The 17,922-nt window shown below is 68.6% G+C and carries 19 protein-coding genes; 4 read left to right on the top strand and 15 right to left on the bottom strand.

The window, feature by feature from the left end; genetic code table 11:
- The first annotated feature begins 146 nt into the window (after positions 1–146).
- Positions 147–1,721 carry a PstS family phosphate ABC transporter substrate-binding protein gene (locus tag ACQKIP_RS19235; protein ID WP_365863021.1) on the top strand — a complete coding sequence of 525 codons (1,575 nt, stop codon included), beginning with the start codon at positions 147–149 and terminating at the stop codon, positions 1,719–1,721.
- Here ACQKIP_RS19235 and ACQKIP_RS19230 read toward each other — a convergent pair.
- Entirely contained in the window at positions 1,718–2,176 is a 459-nt protein-coding gene (locus tag ACQKIP_RS19230) for a MarR family winged helix-turn-helix transcriptional regulator (RefSeq protein ID WP_365863019.1), read from the bottom strand. The genes ACQKIP_RS19235 and ACQKIP_RS19230 overlap by 4 nt on opposite strands.
- Before the next feature lie 71 nt (positions 2,177–2,247).
- On the opposite strand from ACQKIP_RS19230, the gene ACQKIP_RS19225 reads away from it, so the two are divergent.
- Complete coding sequence (locus ACQKIP_RS19225; RefSeq protein ID WP_365863017.1) at positions 2,248–2,631, top strand: VOC family protein; 384 nt, start codon at positions 2,248–2,250, stop codon at positions 2,629–2,631.
- Positions 2,628–3,527, top strand: a complete 900-nt coding sequence (locus tag ACQKIP_RS19220) for a DNA-3-methyladenine glycosylase family protein (protein ID WP_365863015.1) — start codon at positions 2,628–2,630, stop codon at positions 3,525–3,527. Before ACQKIP_RS19225 ends, ACQKIP_RS19220 begins: the two co-directional genes overlap by 4 nt.
- A 12-nt stretch (positions 3,528–3,539) precedes the next feature.
- On the opposite strand, the gene ACQKIP_RS19215 is transcribed toward ACQKIP_RS19220, so the two are convergent.
- The 11 genes from ACQKIP_RS19215 to ACQKIP_RS19165 form a co-directional block, all read right to left on the bottom strand.
- Complete coding sequence (locus ACQKIP_RS19215) at positions 3,540–4,592, bottom strand: hypothetical protein (RefSeq protein ID WP_365863013.1); 1,053 nt, start codon at positions 4,590–4,592, stop codon at positions 3,540–3,542.
- On the bottom strand, positions 4,577–5,197 hold the full coding sequence (locus ACQKIP_RS19210; protein WP_365863011.1) for a hypothetical protein: 621 nt from the start codon (positions 5,195–5,197) through the stop codon (positions 4,577–4,579). Before ACQKIP_RS19210 ends, ACQKIP_RS19215 begins: the two co-directional genes overlap by 16 nt.
- Positions 5,198–5,409: 212 nt before the next feature.
- Positions 5,410–5,874, bottom strand: coding sequence for a Tad domain-containing protein (locus tag ACQKIP_RS19205; RefSeq protein ID WP_365863009.1), 465 nt, complete (start codon positions 5,872–5,874; stop codon positions 5,410–5,412).
- Entirely contained in the window at positions 5,871–6,323 is a 453-nt protein-coding gene (locus tag ACQKIP_RS19200; protein ID WP_365863007.1) for a TadE/TadG family type IV pilus assembly protein, read from the bottom strand. The genes ACQKIP_RS19205 and ACQKIP_RS19200 overlap by 4 nt, the downstream gene beginning before the upstream one ends.
- Entirely contained in the window at positions 6,323–6,706 is a 384-nt protein-coding gene (locus ACQKIP_RS19195; protein ID WP_427743528.1) for a TadE family protein, read from the bottom strand. Before ACQKIP_RS19195 ends, ACQKIP_RS19200 begins: the two co-directional genes overlap by 1 nt.
- A 118-nt stretch (positions 6,707–6,824) precedes the next feature.
- A complete protein-coding gene (locus ACQKIP_RS19190) occupies positions 6,825–7,076 on the bottom strand; it encodes a hypothetical protein (protein ID WP_249588426.1) in 252 nt (83 codons plus the stop codon).
- Positions 7,077–7,156: 80 nt separating this feature from the next.
- Entirely contained in the window at positions 7,157–8,092 is a 936-nt protein-coding gene (locus ACQKIP_RS19185) for a type II secretion system F family protein (protein WP_365863004.1), read from the bottom strand.
- Positions 8,089–9,141 (bottom strand): type II secretion system F family protein, encoded by a 1,053-nt coding sequence (locus ACQKIP_RS19180; protein ID WP_365863002.1) that lies wholly within the window; start codon positions 9,139–9,141, stop codon positions 8,089–8,091. Before ACQKIP_RS19180 ends, ACQKIP_RS19185 begins: the two co-directional genes overlap by 4 nt.
- Before the next feature lie 7 nt (positions 9,142–9,148).
- Positions 9,149–10,459: a CpaF family protein gene (locus ACQKIP_RS19175; RefSeq protein WP_365863000.1), complete on the bottom strand. Its 1,311-nt coding sequence runs from the start codon at positions 10,457–10,459 to the stop codon at positions 9,149–9,151.
- Positions 10,456–11,346, bottom strand: coding sequence for a hypothetical protein (locus ACQKIP_RS19170; RefSeq protein WP_365862998.1), 891 nt, complete (start codon positions 11,344–11,346; stop codon positions 10,456–10,458). The genes ACQKIP_RS19175 and ACQKIP_RS19170 overlap by 4 nt, the downstream gene beginning before the upstream one ends.
- Positions 11,347–11,363: 17 nt before the next feature.
- Positions 11,364–12,095 (bottom strand): RcpC/CpaB family pilus assembly protein, encoded by a 732-nt coding sequence (locus ACQKIP_RS19165; RefSeq protein ID WP_365862996.1) that lies wholly within the window; start codon positions 12,093–12,095, stop codon positions 11,364–11,366.
- A 665-nt stretch (positions 12,096–12,760) separates the two neighbouring features.
- Here ACQKIP_RS19165 and ACQKIP_RS19160 point away from each other — a divergent pair.
- Positions 12,761–13,603 (top strand): S1 family peptidase, encoded by an 843-nt coding sequence (locus tag ACQKIP_RS19160; RefSeq protein WP_365862994.1) that lies wholly within the window; start codon positions 12,761–12,763, stop codon positions 13,601–13,603.
- Between the two features lie 62 nt (positions 13,604–13,665).
- Here the strand turns inward: ACQKIP_RS19160 and ACQKIP_RS19155 are convergent, their stop codons facing one another.
- The 3 genes from ACQKIP_RS19155 to ACQKIP_RS19145 are packed head-to-tail and all read right to left on the bottom strand — an operon-like array spanning position 13,666 to position 17,912.
- Entirely contained in the window at positions 13,666–14,409 is a 744-nt protein-coding gene (locus ACQKIP_RS19155) for a hypothetical protein (protein WP_365862992.1), read from the bottom strand.
- Between the two features lie 34 nt (positions 14,410–14,443).
- On the bottom strand, positions 14,444–15,190 hold the full coding sequence (locus ACQKIP_RS19150) for a hypothetical protein (protein ID WP_365862990.1): 747 nt from the start codon (positions 15,188–15,190) through the stop codon (positions 14,444–14,446).
- Positions 15,191–15,209: 19 nt separating this feature from the next.
- Entirely contained in the window at positions 15,210–17,912 is a 2,703-nt protein-coding gene (locus ACQKIP_RS19145) for an RHS repeat-associated core domain-containing protein (protein ID WP_427743525.1), read from the bottom strand.
- Positions 17,913–17,922: the final 10 nt, after the last annotated feature.

Raw genomic sequence — 17,922 nt, 5'->3', positions numbered from 1 at the left:
GAACAACCGGTGAACGCCACCCGCCCCCGAGTGGCCGCACCGTGAACTCTGCCTGAAACCAGGGGCGTTGACTCGTACCCCCGCCCCCTCCCTCGTAATTTGGCCCCACCCCCACAACGGGGTACGGACAAACGGGGGTCGGTTCGGTGTTGAGTGGTCTTTCCTGGGAGTCGGCGGTCGCCGCCCTCGGGCTCGCGATACCCGTCGGCGCCGCCCTGTGGGAGTTCGGTTTCGCCGGGCGCAAACGCCTCGGCTACCGCGTACAGATGGACACCACCGCGAAGAACGCGGACACCCACCCCCACGCCGGAGTCCTGCGGCAGATGCAGCAGAACGGCACCTCCCTCCTCGACCCCTCATTCGTCCTGCTCAGGATCCAGAACAGCGGCTGGACCCATATCGACGCCACCGACTACGTCGTACGCGACGACGACCAGGTCGGCATCAGGATCAACTTCCCCGGCCGCCGCGTCGACGGCATGGTCGTCACCGAGCTCAGCCACGACTACCTGCGCCCGTGCTTCGACGACGCCACCGGCCTGCGCACGGCCGACGGCCACATCGAACTGCCCCGCGTACCCCTCAACCGCGGCACCCACTACAAAGTCCTCGCCGTCCTGGAACGCGACCAGGATTTCCCGGCCGGCCAGGACTTCCCCGACCCCGTGGTCGTCGCGGGCATAAAGGGCGGCGTACGCGGCGGGCGGATCAAGAAGACCGAGAGCCACACCTTCGCCTCGAAGCCCGTCATGGTCTTCATCGCGCTCCTGGTACTCGTCGCCGCCGCCCAGTCCTTCACCTCCTTCACCAGGGACGACGCCCCCGCCCAGGCCGCACCGGTGGACTGCGCCGCGGGCACGCTGACCCTCTCCGGATCCACCGCGTTCAGGTCCGCCGTCGCCGATGCGGCCAAGCGGTACGTCAAGAAGTGCACGGACGCCCGTATCGACATCACGGACGACACGTTCAAGGGCAGCGTGGCGGGCCTCGACTCACTGGAAGCAGCGGGCAAGAAGACGGCCAAGGAAAAGGCAGGGGGCACGGGGCCCGGACTCCCCGACCGGCTCGCCTTCACCGACGGCGCCAAGGGCGACGGCCGCCCCCAGCTCCTCCCCCGCCCCGTCGCGCTCTCCCTCTTCACCCTCGCCGTCAACAAAGACGCCGGTGTCCAGGACCTCTCCCTCAAGCAGCTGCGCCAGATCTACTCCGGGGACATCACCAACTGGCGCCAGGTGAACGGCAACGACGTCCCCGTCCACCTCGTCAGCCGCCACCCCGGCTCCGGCACCCGCTCCACGCTCGTCCATCAAGTCCTCGCCGACAAGGAGCTCCTGGAGGTCACGTCGGGGGACTGCGCCGGCATGGACCGGAGCAAGCCCGGCCGCTGCGAGGTCGGCGACACCGGCACCCTCCTGGACAACGTGGCGTCGATCCCCGGAGCCCTCGGCCACAGCGAGGCGGGCGCCGCGCTCGCCCACGAGGGCATCCAGCAGGTCCGCATCGCCGGTTACCCGGCCACAGTGGAGGGCGCGGACGCAGGCGCCTACCCGTACTGGCAGACAGAGTTCGCCTACACCTACGGTGAACCCCCCGCCGACTCAGTGGCCGCGGGCTTCCTGCGCTACCTCACGGAGGGCGCGGGCAAGGACAGCCTGCCGGTGCACGGCCACCGCCCCTGCTCGGAACTGGAGAAACCGCTGCTCTGCCGCCCGGTCGGCTAACGCTGCCCCTCCCGCGGGGCTTCGAACGCTTCGGCGGCGCGCGTGAGCCACGCGTGGATCTCCCGCCACTGCTCCGGATCCGATGAGTCGATCTGCCCGCGCAGGGTGTCCTCGATGCCGCCGACCTCGGCGGTCGCCTTGGCGAGGGTGGCGGTGCCGTGCTCGGTGAGGGACAGGGTCCGGTGGCGGCCGGTCATGCCCGCACGGTGGACGAGCCGTGCGCCGACGAGGCCGTCGATGATGCGCAGCATGGTGGGCGGGGTGACGAAGGCCCGCCCGGCCAGCTCCGCGTTGCTCATGCCGGGGGTCCTGGCCAGCAGATTCAGCGCCGTGTACTGCGGCATGGTCAGCCCGTGCGCGGCCAGCCTGGCGTCCATCTCGCGCCGCATGGCCTGCTGAAGGCGCTTGACGGCGAATCCGAGCGAGACCGATGGGTCAAAGTGCGCGTCGTCCATGGACTCCATGCTACGTTGAAAACGATTAGCACCCTAACGGTTGCCAACGCGGCCATCCTGGAGGAACCCCGATGAGCACCACCGAGACGCCCGCCACCGATGACCCCACCGGCGTGGACTTCGTATCCCTGCAGGTCAGCGACCTGGAAAAGTCCCGCGCCTTCTACTGCGACACCCTCGGCCTGCCCGCCGCACCGACCAGCCCGCCCGGAGCCCAGCTCATCGCCTCCCGGCCGGTCTTCATGGCGCTGCGCACCGACATCACGCCGGAGCCCGGAACCGCCGGACGCGGCGTGACGCTGTGGATCGCCGTGGACGACGTGGATGCCCTCTACAAGGCGGTGGCGGAGAGCGGCGCGGAGACGGAGGCGGAGCCCGCGGACGGCCCCTTCGGCCGCATGTTCACCGTCGCCGACCCCGACGGCTACCGCCTCACCCTGCACAACGCGGCATGACGACCACGCATCAGGCCCAGTTGACGGTGCGCGGCAGCTACGACCTGCGTCAGGCCCGGCGCTTCCTGGAGGCCTGGCCCCCGGGAGAGCCGGGCCCCGCCGACGACGCGCTCCAGTTCACCTACTGCGCACCGCCCGACTGGACGCCCACCAGCGTACGGATCACACAGCCGCATCCCGCGACGCTGACCCTGACGTCATCGGCCCCCGTCACCCCGCACCTGACGGACGACGTGGCCCGCATCCTGTCGGTCGACGTCGACGGAAGCCCGCTGGACGACATCGCGGCCCGTGACCCGGTGATCGACGCCCTGGCCCGCTCGGCACCGGGCCTCAGGCCGGTCTGCTTCTGGAGCCCGTGGGAGGCGGCCTGCTGGGCGGTGCTGAGCCAACGCACGTCGAGGCGAGCCGCGTCGGCCCACAAGCAGCGCATCACGCAGCTGCTGGGCCCACGAGTGGAGTTCAGCGACAACAAGGGGAACAAGCACATCGGCGCGGCGTTCCCGGCCCCCCGGACCGTGGCGGAAGCCACCACCCTGCCGGGAGTCAACCCGGTCAAGCTCGAACGCATCCAGGCGATCGCCCGCGCCGCGGACGACGGCGCCCTGGACGCGGCGACGCTACGGGCCATGCCAACCGACGATGCCCTGGCCCGCCTCCGCGGGCTCCCTGGGATCGGCCCGTTCTCCGCCCACCTGATCCTGATCCGCGCCGCCGGCGCCCCAGACGTCTTCCCCGCCACGGAACCCCGCCTGCTCCACCACATGCGCGCGGCGTACGCCCTCCCGGAAGCAACCCCCCAGCAACTCACCGCACTGTCCGAAGCCTGGAAACCCCTGCGCTCCTGGGCCTCGTTCCTCCTCCGCGCCGTGCCCCAGCCGGGGCTCTCCGGGTGACCGGCAGAGGGGTCAGCGATTCACGGCTTGGATCTCCCGTACGGGAATGCGCCGGGTCGTGCCGAAGGAGCCGGACGGCAGGGTGCCGCCCTCGCCCGTGGTGCTCGTCCAGCGGATCTTCCAGGTGAGGGTGGCCCGGAGGGCGTACGTGCCGTGCACGGGCGTGGAGCGCAGATACGTGACCCCGCACGGCGGCACACTGTCCGCCTTGCCCCGCGTGTAGGGCTCCCCGATGCCGCCGTCCCTGCGGATCGCGCAGCCGCCCGACGCGGGGAAGCGTGTCGCGTCGGAGGTGCCGGGATCGATGCGCAGGGCGTAAGGCTCAGCGGTTGTCGTCGTCGCGAGGCCCGTGCCGGGGAGGCTCGCGGTGACGGAGACCTTCCTGAACCTGCCCCTGTCCAGCCAGACCCAGGTGGGCAGGTTCACCATGGACCCGCTCTTCGGGGCCGTCTCGATCTCGGTTCCGGGGACGGGGAGTTCGTCGTACGCGTACTGGGCGAGGACCTTCGGCGAGGCAGCCAGGGGCTCCGCCGGGGTCTCTCCCTCGTCCACCCAGAAGGGCTGCCGGTCGCAGGACGTGGCGTCGGGGTCGTCCTCGCGGTTCGGATTGACCACCGCCGCCCAGAACATTCCCTTGCCTTGCTTGGAGAGGTTGTAGTTCTTGTACGGGTGGCCGTCCTTGTAGCGGCGCTCCAGGACGGCGCTGATGGCGTACCCGATCCCGCCCACCAGCGGCGCCCCCGCCCCGAACGCCCGCCACGCCTCGACGGTGCGCTCGATCTCCTTCGGGGAGAACGCGGGCTCGTACCAGCAGGCCGGGGGGCTCCAGTTCACGGCTGTGGCCGGAGTCAACGTGCCCGTTCCCGACGAGGAGGAACCGCCGTTGACGGTGGTGCGGATGCTGGTCCGCGCATGGATGTTGCCGCCGCTCGCACCGCCCCCGGCGGCGACCTCCTCCTTGCCGGCTCCGCCCGTGCCGATGCCGGAGGCGGACGAGGGCCACGAGGCCAGTGCCAGGACCACCACGGCCGCCGTGACGCATTGCCGCTTCACCGCGGCAGGCATGCGTCGGCCCCTCGCTTCGAGAAGCCCTTCGTGCTCTGCCAGACACCCTTCGAGTTCAGTGTCAGCCGCGTGTTGTAGAGCACGTAGTTGTCGTCCGGCTTCGTCTGACCGGACTTCTTGGTCACGCCGGTCCTACGGTCCGTATTGGCGGCGCCGCTCTCGTCGGCGCAGTAGACGAGCGTCGCCGTCCTGTCGTCGACGACGGTCACCCTGCGGTCGAAGTAGCGGATCGTGCCCTTGTAGCTGATGCCTGCGTCCAGGAAGCTCCGCACGTACTTGGCCTCCGACAACAGGGACTCGCCCTTGTTGTAGAAGCGCAGGGCGGCAGAGGTCGGAGTTCCCCTGACGATGGCGTCGCTCTCGGCGTTGATCCCCCGCTCGCTGTCTGCGAGCACCGCGTCCTTCGTCACCTCCCCGGTCCGGGGCCCCTCGAAGACGTTCTTCACGCTGCCCGGCAGCTTGACCGTCGGCCGCTCGACGTCGTCCGCGGCGGCGGATGCCGTGGGCCCGGCCGAACCGGTCGACGTATCTGCGCCGGCGATCTTCTCCGTGCCGCCGGGATCTCCCCTGCCGCACCCGGCAACGATCACCGTGGCCGCAGCCACACCAACCAGCGTCGACGCCACCCGCGTACGCACCCGACCCTACCTCCCTGTCCCTCCCCGCAAAGGGGAACAGGCGGTAAAACCCCCCGCGACCACCGAAGGTCACCGCAGGGCCAACGTCCACCGGAGTGAAAGTCGGACGAGTGAGGTGACCCTCTGGGTGGACGGCCCCCGAACGGCAAGGGACCCGGCGCACGGTTACGCCGTGCCGGTCAGCCGACCTCGTTCTCCGCGATCGCGCTTCCGCGCACCGTGACGTCGCCGCCGTAGAACATCCCGGTGAACACCGGGCTGTAGGTCATCTGGACCTCGACCTCGACCTGCTGGGCGTTGGCCGTCACGCAGTGGGTCGCCGCCACGTCGGGGCCGCTCATGCCCAGTTCGCGGGCGAATGCCTGGGCTCGTGCGCCGCAGTTCTCGTAGTTGATGGGGGCGCCCTTGGCGCCTTCGTAGATGCCTTCGCGGTCGATGTCCTGCGCCGCGTAACGCGCCGCCTGTTCCGCTATGTCGGCGGCCCGCTCGCGCTTGGAGATGGACATGCCGCCGTCGATGACGAAGGCCGAGAGGGAGAGGAAGACCAGAGCGAAGATGATGACGGCGCCCGCGCCCGAGCCGCGGTCGTCGAGGCGTTCCCGGCGGGTCGAGAGCCACTCGCGCAGGGTGGATACGGTGCTCACGCCGACCTCCTCAGCGGGTCGAGCGAGGAGCTGAAGCTGGCCTTCAGGGTCGTCGGGATGTCCAGGCCGATCAAGTCCAACCCCCGGATCTCGCAGCTCACTTCGACGGTGAAGAACGGGTCGACCTCGGCCTTGAAGCCGTTGCTCGTCTTGGTGATGCTGACCGGCCCGGAGCAGACGTCCGCGAGGTCGGCCTCCGCGGCGGCCTTCGCCTCGGCCATCGCCGTGCCCGCGTCCTTCTGGATCGAGCCCGCGCGTGCCGCGTCGCGCGCCGCCCCGTCGATGGCGCCCCGGCCGTCGACGAGCTGTCCGAAGGCCACCAGGACCAGGATGAAGAGGATCATCACGGGGGCGAGGATGACCACCTCGATGGTCGAGAGCCCCCGGTCACCCGCCTCGGACAGGACGCGGCGCAGACGCAGAGCAGTACGTACTCGTACGTTCTCCATCAGCCGCCCTCCCCGTCCTGCACGAACCGCTCCACCGGCCCGGACGACTGCGCGTGCACCGTCAGGTCGAGGCCGGGAAAGACCGAGGGGACCTTCGCGGTGATCTCCACCCCGACGGTGTTCGCCTTCGGCTCGATCATCTTCACGTCGGGGCCGATCACCAGCTGCGGCCCCAGCTGCTGGATGTAGGCGTCGACCACGTCACGCGAGTTGCCCCGCCAGCCGCCCGGGTTCTCGTCGGCCGTCGCGCGGGCCTTGCGCGCGCCCGCCTGGGCCGCGGCCTGGGCGACATGGTCCGCGAAGAAGTACAGCGCGAACTGCACCGTCGCGAAGATCATGAAGAAGAGGACCGGAGTGAGCAGCACGAACTCGATCGCGGTCATGCCGGATTCACCGCGGGTGGAGGCTGCCTCCACCCTGCGGCGTACCCATCGCTTCACGCACCCGCGCACTCGTCCCCGCCTTCGTTCCCCGTAACCGACCGACCGGCCGACTGACCGATCAGCAGGTGCTGCCGGCGTCCGCGCCCTTGATGCACTCGCCGACCTTCTTGGCGCCCGAACCGAGGGCTTCGTTGATGATCGCGGCGACCACGCCGACGATCGCCACGACGACCGCCGAGATGATGACCCACTCGACCGCGGACGCACCACGGTCGAGCTCGCCGGAGCGGGCACGCTGCACGCGGCCCTGCAGGAAGGTGATCACGAGGTCCAGACCGGGGTTGCCGGTGCTGAAGTTCCGTCCGTTCATGGTGAGTTGTCCTTTCAGGAGTGGGGGGAAGGGTCCCGGGCCGCCGCCGTCCGCCGGCCCGTCCATCGCCGTAGAGATCGCTAGACCTGGAACACGCGCATGGCCGCCGGGAAGATGAGGAAGACCAGGAAGCCGGCACACAGAAGAAGCTGGGCGACGAGCATCGACTGGGACTTCTCGCCCGCGCTGCCCTCGATCTCGGCCATCTCGCGGTGCCGCATCGTCTCGGCACGCGAGGCGAGCGACTCGCGCACCTTGGCGCCGTCGTCCGCCACGAGCGCCAGGGACGCCGACAGGTCCTTGAGCTCCTCGACGCCCAGTTCCTCGCCGAGCGCGCCCAGTGCCTGCCACTGGCTGATGCCGGTGATCCGGGCATCGGCCAACGCCGCGCGGATGCGCCGCGTCGCCCAGCCGTCCGAGATCTCCGCCGCGGCCATCAGGGCCTCGGGCAGACCCCGGCCGCCGGCCAGGCTCATCGACACCAGGTCCAGATAGGCGCCGATGACGCGGCGCAGGTCGCGCCGCTTGTTCGCGGCGTCCCTGCGCACTTCGAGGTCGGGCAGGAAGAAGAACAGTGCGCCGAACATGAGGGCCAGCCAGACCGGGATGATCGGGCTCTTGCCGACACCCAGGGTCCAGATGACCGCGAACAGGAACGGCCCGAAGAAGACACCCGTGGCAGCGAGCAGCGTCTTCGTGGCCAGGAACTTCTCCCAGCTGCGGTCGAGCACCGCCAGGTCGGCCCGCAGCGAACGCTGTTCCCAGCCCTGCTGCAAGTAGAAGTCGGCGACGCGCGCACCCACCCGGGCACGGGCCGAACCGAACCGGCCCGCGTCACCCTTGGTCTCGTCGGACGTGGCGCGATGCGACTCGTACGCCGCTCCCCGCGCCCGCATGGCGTCGATCCGCGCGACCGTGGCGACCGCGCTGCGCTTGGAAGGCATCAGGGCACGTACGAGGGCGTAGATGCCCAGGCCCATGATGGCGCCGATCACTATCGGCATCGTCAGGCTCATCGACGTACCCCCTCAGGATTCCCGTAGGCCTGACCCGGCTGCGGCTGCGGCGTCTGCGGCTGCTGGCCGTACGGACCCGCCTGGCCCGCCGGCGGCGCCTGCTCGCCCGAACCCGTGCCGGGCGCGCCGCCCGGACCCCGCGGGCGCACGAACTGCACGCCCGGCTCGTCCTTGACCAGGAAGCGGTCCGGGGTCTCCACCGTCGAGAGCTTGCGCAGCCACCAGAAGCCGAGTGCGAACAGGCCGCAGACGCAGGCGAGCACGAGCTGCCCGACCGCGGTGCCGTAGGGCGAGACGAAGTCGCGGTTGAAGATCGAGAGGCCGAGCACGAACGAGATCGACACCGCGACCACGATCTGCACCGAACGCCGCGTCGACGCGCGCTGCGCCATCACGCGCTGGCGCATGTCGACCTCTTCGCGCGCCGACTTGGCCAGCGCGCCGAGGACCTGCCGCAGACCCGGACCGCGCAGCTTCGCGTTCAGGATCAGGGCGGCCACGATGATGTCCGCCGACGCGTCGTCGATCTCGTCGGCGAGCACCTGAAGTGCCTCGGGCAGCGGCGTACGCGCCCGCAGCCGGTCCACCAGGGCGTCCAGGTGCGGACGCAGGACGGGAGCCGCCGCCCGCGCCGAAGCGGGGATCGCCTGCTCCAGGCCGACCGCGCCCGCGATGGTGTCGCGCAGGGACTCCGTCCAGGCGGCGAGGGCCTCGACGCGCTTCATCTGCGCGCGCTCCTCCTTGGCGCCGCCGAACAGCTTGTCCCAGAAGAAGACGAGGATGCCGGACGCGATGCCCGCCACCGCCCACCGCGTGAGCAGCAGCACCACGAGGCCCACGCCGATGGCCATGGAGCCCCGCTGGCCCGCGAACCGGATGAGTTCGCTCGCCCGCTCGCTGGCCCGCTGCTTCTCGTGCTCGGGCTTCACCGGCAGTCCGCGCAGCGCGATCGCCAGGACCGCGAGGCCACCGCCGACCGCGATGCCGCAGCCCAGTGCGTACAGGACGGGCAGCGAGAAAAGGCCGCCCATCGAGCCGAGTGAGTTCATGTCGTGCTCACCCCCATTGCCCGGCGGGGCGGTAGCCGAAGACGGCCAGGTCGTCCATGCAGGCGATCGGCGCGTGCGCCACGACCTGCCCGTTCGGGGCCTCCGCGAAGACCTCGCTGGACAGGACGCGGCCGTCGACGCCGTTGACCTCGCGGACCGAGGTCACCATGCGCTGGAGCTTGCCGCCGGTCTGGTAGTTGTTGCGCCGCTGGATGAAGACGACGAAGTTGACGGCTCCGGCCACGAGCATCTGGCTGGCCTCGATGGGCAGCCGCTCGGAGGCCTGGAGGGCGTACGTCGAGATGCGGTTGAAGACCTCACTCGAACTGTTGGCGTGGATCGTGGAGAGCGAGCCGTCGTTGCCCTGCGACATCGCGTTGAGCATCGTCACGATCTCGTCGCCCAGAACCTCACCGACGATGACCCTCGACGGGTTCATGCGGAGCGATCGGCGCACGAGCTCCGCCATCGAAATCTGGCCCTGGCCCTCGGAGTTGGGCAGGCGCTCCTCGAACGCGACGACGTTCGGGTGCAGATCGGCGTACTGGTCGAGGCCGAGCTCAAGGGCTCGCTCGACGGTCACCAGACGCTCGTGCGGCGGGATCTCGTTGGCCAGGGCCCGCAGCAGGGTCGTCTTCCCGGCGTTCGTCGCGCCCGCGATCATGATGTTCTTGCGGGCCCGCACCGCGCACGCCATGAAGTGCGCGACCTCGGGCGTGATCGTGCCGTTGCCCACCAGGTCCGACATGAAGACCTTGCCCATGCGGGCACGTCGGATGGAGAGCGCGGGGCGCCGCGTGACGTCCATGACGGCCGACAGACGCGAGCCGTCGGGCAGCCGCAGATCGAGCTGCGGGTTGGCGGAGTCGAAGGGGCGCGAGGAGAGACCGGAGTAGGCGCCGAGGATCTGGATGAGCTCGATGAGCTCCTCGTCGGTCTCGGCGACGGGGTCGCCCTTGACCTCGCGGCCGTCCGCGTATCCGACGAAGACCTGGTCGTACCCGTTGATGTCGATGTTCTCGACCTCGGGGTCGTCGAGCAGCGGCTGGAGCCGTCCCACGCCGAAGAGCGCGGCGTGCACGGCGGCCGCGTACTTCTCCTCCGTGTCGGCGTCCAGCGGGGTGCGCCCGGCGTTGATCTCTATCCGGGCGTACTCCTCCAGGATCTGGGCGATGACCGCGCGGGCGTACTGCCGCTCGTCCTCGCCCGACATGGGGGTGACGCCGGAGACCTGGTCCAGGCGGCGCTGCTCGGCGATGCGGTCACCGGCGTCCTGCCGGAACCGCTTGACGAGCTGGTGATCGACGGGAACGCTCATCGGCCTGCCCCGTGCACGCCGCCGTGCGTGCCGTGCACTCCGCCGTGTACTCCGCCGTGCGCGCCCTGTGCGCCCGCGTTCGGGTTGGCCCAGGCGGCGCCGTACTGCTGGTACAGGTCGACGGTGACCTTGCGGGCCGAGCGGATCAGCATGGACTTGTCGAGACGCCCGCGCTTGCGTCCCGCCAACTGCTCGGCTCCCGCGTGGTCTTCGGCGAGCGTGCCGACGACCCGGGCGCCGGTCTGCGCTGCCATCAGCATTTCGTTGACCTGGTGGACGAGCTTGCCGGACGTCGAAGGGTCCGCGATCAGGAGTACGCCGATGAGCGGGGTCGCGAGCGACGCGGCGCCGCGCGATCCGCCGTGCAGCTTGGCGGCCAGGGCGGCGGCACGGTCGCGTACACGCGCGATGGCCTCGGGCTCGGTCCGCGATACGAGCAGCACGAGGGCCGCCTGCGGGAAGAGCTCGACGGCAGGGGTGTCCCCGCTGATACGACCGCAGTCGGCAATGACATCGGCGGGCGCGTTCGGGGAGTCGGCGAGCTGCGAGAAGGCACGGCCGAGGGTCGGCCAGAGCCCCGCGAGCCCGGCGGCCTGCTCGGCGACGCCGAGCCCGACGAGCACCTCGAGGCCGCCGCTCAACGGCTGCGTGTGGTCCCAGAGTTGGTCGGGTACGAGGCCGCGGCGTGCGGTGGCCGCGATGCTGAGCATCCCGGTGTTGGGGTTGAGCGGTCCGCCGTGCGCGGCGGCACTGCGGTAGACCAGGTCGCCGCCGGCGGGGTCGGTCTCCGCGACGAGCACGCGCCGCGGCCAGACGGCTGCGAGCGCGACGGCCGCGGTGGTGACTCCGGGAGATCCCTTGTCCGCAGCGAGAGCAATGAGCGCCATGTCTCTTCTACTCGCCTCTAGTTGCCGTTGGGAGACACTTGGACGAGAGACACGGCACCGGCGGACGCTGCCCTGGTGACGGCAGCCGCGTCGGCGGTGTCCACCTGAAGCGTGACGCCCAGGGCGCCGGTGCTCACGGTGGCGTCGCTCTTGTCCGCGACGGTGCTGACACGGGCGCCCGAGACGATCGGCGAGTCGCTCGCGCTCGAACCGGCGGAACCGCTGCTGCCCTTGTCGCCGGAGCCGGATGCGGCGTCACCGACCTGGTAGACGTCCACCGTGTCGCCGTTCTTCAGGCCGGAGGCGGGGTACTGCCCCTCCTTGAGGGAGACGCCGACCGCGGACTTGCCCGCGGGCAGGCCGCCCTTGCTGGAGAACATCTCGCCGACGGCCACGGCACCCTTGGGGATGGTGTTGGTGGCCTTGAGCTTCTTCAGCCCTTCGAGCTGATCCCACTTGACGTAGTTGATGCTCGCGTCGTCGGCGACCATGACGGAGGTGACGTTGTCACCGCTGACCGTCTCGCCCGCCGGGATCTCGGCCGTCACCTTCACGACCTCTACACGGTCTCCCGCGCGCAGCACGAGGACGGTGGCACCGAGGGCGCCGACGAGGATGAGCAGAACGGCCAGGGCGGCAAGTGCCGGTTTGCGCTCGCGAGGCGGCGCGGGAAGGCGCTCACCGACCGCCGGCTGAACCGGTGCGGCGGAACGGCTGTTGCCCGCCCCCGTACGCTCTTGGATCTTCACGCAACTGCTCCCCGTACGCCCAAGAAGATTCGGTCATTTTCAGACACTCGCGACTCTCTTCGCCCGCCTCGGGCGGGCTATTCAGTCCCAGGCACAGTGTCAAGTCATCGCACCGTATCAGCAGCACATAAGCCCCTCAAGGCGCGTTGAGACTGCTGCGACCCGCTCCCGCCATCGTTACCCACGCGCAATCCGTACTCCATGGTTCCCACGCATTCCGGGATCCCGGGTGGAGATGATGATGTGCGGACGCGAATATTTACTCTTTGCGCAACGGGTGCCGCGAGGTGCGGTGACGAGGAACACCCGCCGCCCACCGACCGACGAACAGCTGCCCCATCAGCCGCACGGATGACGCGGGGAGGGGCAGGAGTGGTTCCCGGTTGGGCGGAGTTCGGCCATGTGCGGGCCCGCGGGGCACCTTTGAACCCCTTTCGGGTTCCCCTCCGTACTCGATGAACCCCGCCCCGCACTCTCCCCTCTCACCATCCGGAACGCCGAGATCCGCAGGGACGGCGTACCGCACCAGATTTCCCTGTCCTGTTCCGTTCTGTTCCGTTCTGTTCTGCCCATATTCGGCACGAAAGAGAAGTTCAACCCCCATGAGACTCTCCTTCACTTCGTACGTCCGACGCTCGACGTCACGGACTGCGTCACGCAAAACCATGGCGGCGACGGCCGGCGTAGCCACGGCGACGCTCGCCCTGCTGGCCACCGGCACCCCCGCCGCGCACGCGATCATCGGCGGCACCGAAGTCTCCAACGACGCCTATCCGTTCATGGCGGCGGTCATGGACAAGGGCGCCGGCAGCGCGCTCGACCGCCAGTTCTGCGGCGGCAGCCTGGTCACCGCGGACACGGTGATGACGGCGGCGCACTGCCTGGTCGACGACGCGGGCAAGCCCCTGAAGCCGAAGAAGCTCCAGGTGGCGGTGGGCCGCACGGTCCTGTCCAAGTCCGGCCAGGGCCAGATACGCAACGTGGCGAGGGATGGGGTGGTGGTCCACCCCCGCTACCTCGGGGGCAAGGAGGCGTACGACGTGGCCTTCATCCAACTCAGCAAGCCGGTAAAGGGAATCTCGCCCATCGCCCTCCCCACCCAGGGCACGGACGCCCTGATCCGCCCCGGCCAGAAGGCCACGGTCGCAGGCTGGGGCAACACGGACACGGACCTCCCCAACACCCCGGACCGCCTGCGCCAGGTAAAGGTGCCGATCCTCTCGCACGCGGAATGCGGGACGAGTTACGGGGAGTACGACGCAAAGGTCAACTTCTGCGCGGGCGTGGAGACCAAGGACTCCTGTCAGGGCGACAGCGGCGGCCCCATCTTCCGCAACGTCCCCGGCCGCAGGGCCCCGATCCAGATAGGCGTGGTCTCGTACGGGGACGGGTGCGGGGCGCAGGGGGCTCCGGGGGTGTACACGTCGGTGAGCTCTTCGAAGCTGTGGAAGACGCTGGATGAGTCGGCTGCGGGGAAGAGGGTGAAGCGGGGGATGGGGCGGCGCTGAGCCCGCATTGACGCTGGGAGTTCGGCCCGGTCGCGAAGCCGGGCCGAGCTTCCGCCGGTCTGTTACAGCGCCGGTGCAGGGAGGCTCGCTTCCGCCCCGGGCGGCCCACAGAGCACCGTCTCAAGGGCGTCCCGCTGTACGTCAGGTAGGCGCTCCCCTAGAGGCTCCTGCCGGGGGCTGTGTTCACCGTCGCAGATCCAGCTCCGCTCATCGACGTCGTACGTCCACGTCGCGGCTCCCCACATGGGATGCCCCTCCAGCAACTGGGCGGCCAACGCCTCGCAGCCGGGCGGGGCACCTTGCGCGACCAGTGCTTCGACGACGGCGTCCACGGCTTCGGGCGGCGCGTCCGCGTCTCCCAGCACGGGGAGGAGAAGCAGCAGCCGGGCGTGTGGGTCGGTGACTCCGGCGGCTTCCGCGGGGGCGGGGAGCAGAGCGGCAAGCTCTGGCCAGCAGAGGCCGGGGCCGATGCGGTCCTGATCATCGGAGGCGAGGACGAGAGCGCGGGAGTCCGGCCAGTCCCGGTGCGTGAGGAAGTAGTCCGTGGTCGTGAACTCCTCGCCACTGTTGTAATGCACGACAATCGCGAAGCCGCCGGCGAGCGACACGGTGAACACCGGCCAGGCGGACCGGTCATGCAGCCTCTCCAGGGCTACACCGGCATCGGCGGCGTCGAAGCCGAACGCCTCCGCGGGGAAGCCTTCGCTGAGGTCGGCTAGATGGGCGGCCCAGAAGCCGGGTACGTCCAGCAGGGGCAGGCCGTCCGTGAGGGGGGCCGATGCGTACCGGTGCAGTGCCATCGCCATGCCGGCCCCCTCTACGATCGTGCAAGTACGCCCGTCAGTCCCTTAGCCGAGCCGCAGCGAACTCCAGCAGTTCGTCGAGGCCGATCTCTCGCGGCGCCCCGTCCTTTGTGTCCCACTCCGCCATGTACCAGGCGCCATGCCATTCCACTCGCCATACCTTGGCGTGACGGTTCTCGAATTCAACGAAACTCTCGGGTGCGCCGTCCATGTCCCGGAGTTCCTGTTGCAGCCGGAGCTCCTCCGTGAACCCGCGGCCTGGGTTGGTGCTCCGCGCCTTGGTTCGGGTGTTGGCGTAACGCATCTTGAGGAACGGAACAGGATCGCGTGCGAGAAGCCGACTCTTCCCCAGCATCTTGTACCGGGTGATCGCTTCGCTCTCGGATTCCTCACCGGAGAATTCGCAGGCGTACGCCGGTAGCACCACACGGACAAGCGGCATCAGTTCCGGGTTCTCGTACGAGTAAAACCGATGTACCTCAGGTGACGTCGCCGCGACGGTGTCAAATGCGAATCCTGCGGGGGGAACGAAGCCTGCTTCGAATCCGATGCTCGGATTCGCGGCGAACATAGCATCCTCGTGATCACGTGCGAACCCGAGCACGGCTACCGCCAGCTCGTGATCATATGAATCAGCGGCCCTGACCTGCAGGAGCCGAAGGCCATCCGCAGACAAGGCTCCCGCGAAGTCGATGCCGGGCGCCGGGGACCAATACCAGGCATTTTCCAGACCATCGAGCTGAACAGAGCCAGGGAAACCGGCCACTACTTCTCGGATGTTCATCGGTTCTCTGTCTCCTCGACTAGCTGCACGAGTATCCTTCGCCCGTCTCCTGAGTGTACGTATCCGTCATACGGCCTCCACCACGCGAGTTTTCGCGGCCGTTCATGGGCTCCATGTGGTCCGTATTGTTGTAAAAGTCGTTTCTCGATGCCCGGTCCGAGAATCTTCCCTCACGGTTCCAGTGCGCAACCACCGGATCCAGGTGCTCATAAGTAACCGCACGATGGAACGGCTGCGTGTTGTTCGCTCGGGGGTCCCACAGCAGATTTCGGTCACCGTCACGCCAGGTCAATTGGTCCCGCGGGATACGCTGGTTGTTGCTGTCGCGCGGAACCCCGTTGAGGGCCCGCCCTTCGTCCGTGTAGTGAGTGACCATGTGGTCGTGTGTGGAGACACGGTAGTCGGAAGGATACTGACTGCTCCGGGTGAACTCCCGCCCGTCTTCATCCGCTGGCGGGAGACTGGGGTCACGGCCGAACCGCATGCCATTGTTCGGGTCCTGCCAGGCCAGTCCCAGCGGGTCGGCCCACCGGTAGGGATTGGGTACGTAAGCCCTGTCGTTCGGGGCAGGCGCGAGGCCGAGCGGATCCGACGATACGTACTGACCGATCCGCGGGTCGTAATAGCGCTGGAAGTTGTAATGCCAGCCGGTTTCCGCGTCAGCGTACTGACCTTCGAAGCGCAGTGGGCAGTCCACACTCCCCGCTGTTGTTTCCTCCCTCAGCCCGGCGGAGAGGGAGCCTCCCCAAAGAAGTGTGCGCTGCTGCCAGGCCACTTCTCCGTCCGTGGAGACAAGTTCGGCCGGGGCTCCGGACAGGTCCGCGACAATGGCGTGGAATCGGGCGTCCTGGTCCTGATCCGCCCGGTCGAACTGCGCCACGGGCCGGTGGCCGCCGGGCTCGTAATCCCAGGCGGTGACACGGCCGTTCTTGGTGACTTGTTCGATGAGGCGCGTGTCGTCCCAGACGAAGAGCACCTCGTCCGCGACGCTGCCTTCGTCGTCCAGTCGTTGCTTGGCCACACGGCGGCCAGCAGGGTCGTAGCGATATCGCCACCGAGTGCCGTCCGGGGTCGTCGTGCCGACGAGCTGGTTGCGGCTGTTCCACAGATAGGACTGAACCCGATGCCGACCGCTCAGCAGTCGGTGGATGACGCGGACGACACGGCCCTCCGCGTCGTGTTCGTAGCGCGTACGCCCTGCCCGCTGAACCCTGGTGCCGGCGAGGACACGATCCCCGACCGTGTCCTCGGCGCCGGGGGTCGCAGCGTGGCTGATGTTGCCCACTTCGTCGTACTGGTACGTCTCGGTCCAGCGCCGCGCTTCCACGGCCGTGACACGGCCCGCGGGGTCGAGGGTGAATCGCCGTGTGCCCGTGGTCAGGTCCCGGATCTCTGTCGGGATGCCGTCCGGACGGTAGGCGTACTCACGTTGCTGGAGCAGGACCTCGTCCTGGTCTTGGGGGTGAGCATGCTGATCGGGGATCCTCGAGAGGCGTTGCGCAGCGAGACGCCCCGCGTTGTCCCACGTCTGTGTGAGGGCGACCCCGCCCGGCAGGTGACGTGCGGTTTCCCGATGGGCCCGGTCGAAGCCGAAATCAATGCGATGCCCAGCGGTGTCCAAGGCGGTGGGGTGGCCTGCCTCGTCATACGTCCAGGTGGACTCGATACCCGTGGGTGTACGGCGCTTGGTGCGTCGCCCTCGTGCGTCGTACTCATATGTGGTGGTCCGACCGTCGATGCTCTCTGAGAGGATCTGCCCGGCGGCGCTGAACTCGCGCTCCACAGTCGCGTCCGGCCCGGCCTCTCGGACCAAGTTTCCGGCCTCGTCGTAGGTGTAGTACGACACCTCACCGTCGTAGTGCGTCTCCAGGGTCCGGCCGAGCACGTCGCGACGGAATTCGATGACTTGCCCCGCACCATTGGTACGCGAGAGCAGATCACCCATGGCGTTCAATTCATACGCGACAGTACGCCCGTTGAAGTCCGTCTCCGAGGTAACCCGATTCGCCTCGTCATATCTGTACTGCCAGCTGCGCTCACTGGGGTCCGAAACATGCAACAGATTGAGTTCGGTGTCATAGCCGAAGGAGTACGTAGATCCGTCGGACAGCGTCCGCTCCACCACCTGCCCAAAGGGGCCTATCTTGTATCTGGTGCTATTCTCGGCCCGGTCAGCCTGTGAGACCAGATTCCCTTCTGCATCCCATTCCGATATCTCTCGGAACCCATCCGCCCCTTCACGCAAAACCGGCCTCCCTTCGATGGTGAAGCCAAAACGGGTCACACCACCGAGCGGATCGGTGAAGGACCGGACACGGCCGAAGGAGTCCCGCTCGACGCGACTGGTTCCACCCTCTGCGTCAGTGAACTCTAGGGGCAGGCCAGCCGTGTTGCAGCGTGCCAAACTGGTACGACCGGCGACGTCCGTCACTGCGACAAGGCCACCGATCTCGTCGTACGCGTAGAGAGTTTCGGAGCCTTCGTAGTCAACGGTGGCGGTGTGGTTACCCCGGTCGTCATATCGATAACGCCATGTCGACCCACCAGCGGTCACTGCATGAACTATCTGGTTCAGCTCGTTGTACTCAGCCTGCGTCACCCTGCCATCGGGACGGATTGCAGTGGTGAGATTTCCCGCGCCGTCGTATTCATATCGAGTGGTGTTCCCCAACGCATCGGTCTGCGAAATAAGCCGGTTGTAACGGTCCCACTCGTTGGTCATAGACTGACCC

This window comes from Streptomyces sp. NPDC059900 (assembly GCF_050270335.1).
GTDB lineage: Bacteria > Actinomycetota > Actinomycetes > Streptomycetales > Streptomycetaceae > Streptomyces.
The sequence above is the reverse complement of the archived record's forward strand: the minus strand, read 5'-3'. Positions and strand labels throughout refer to the sequence as shown.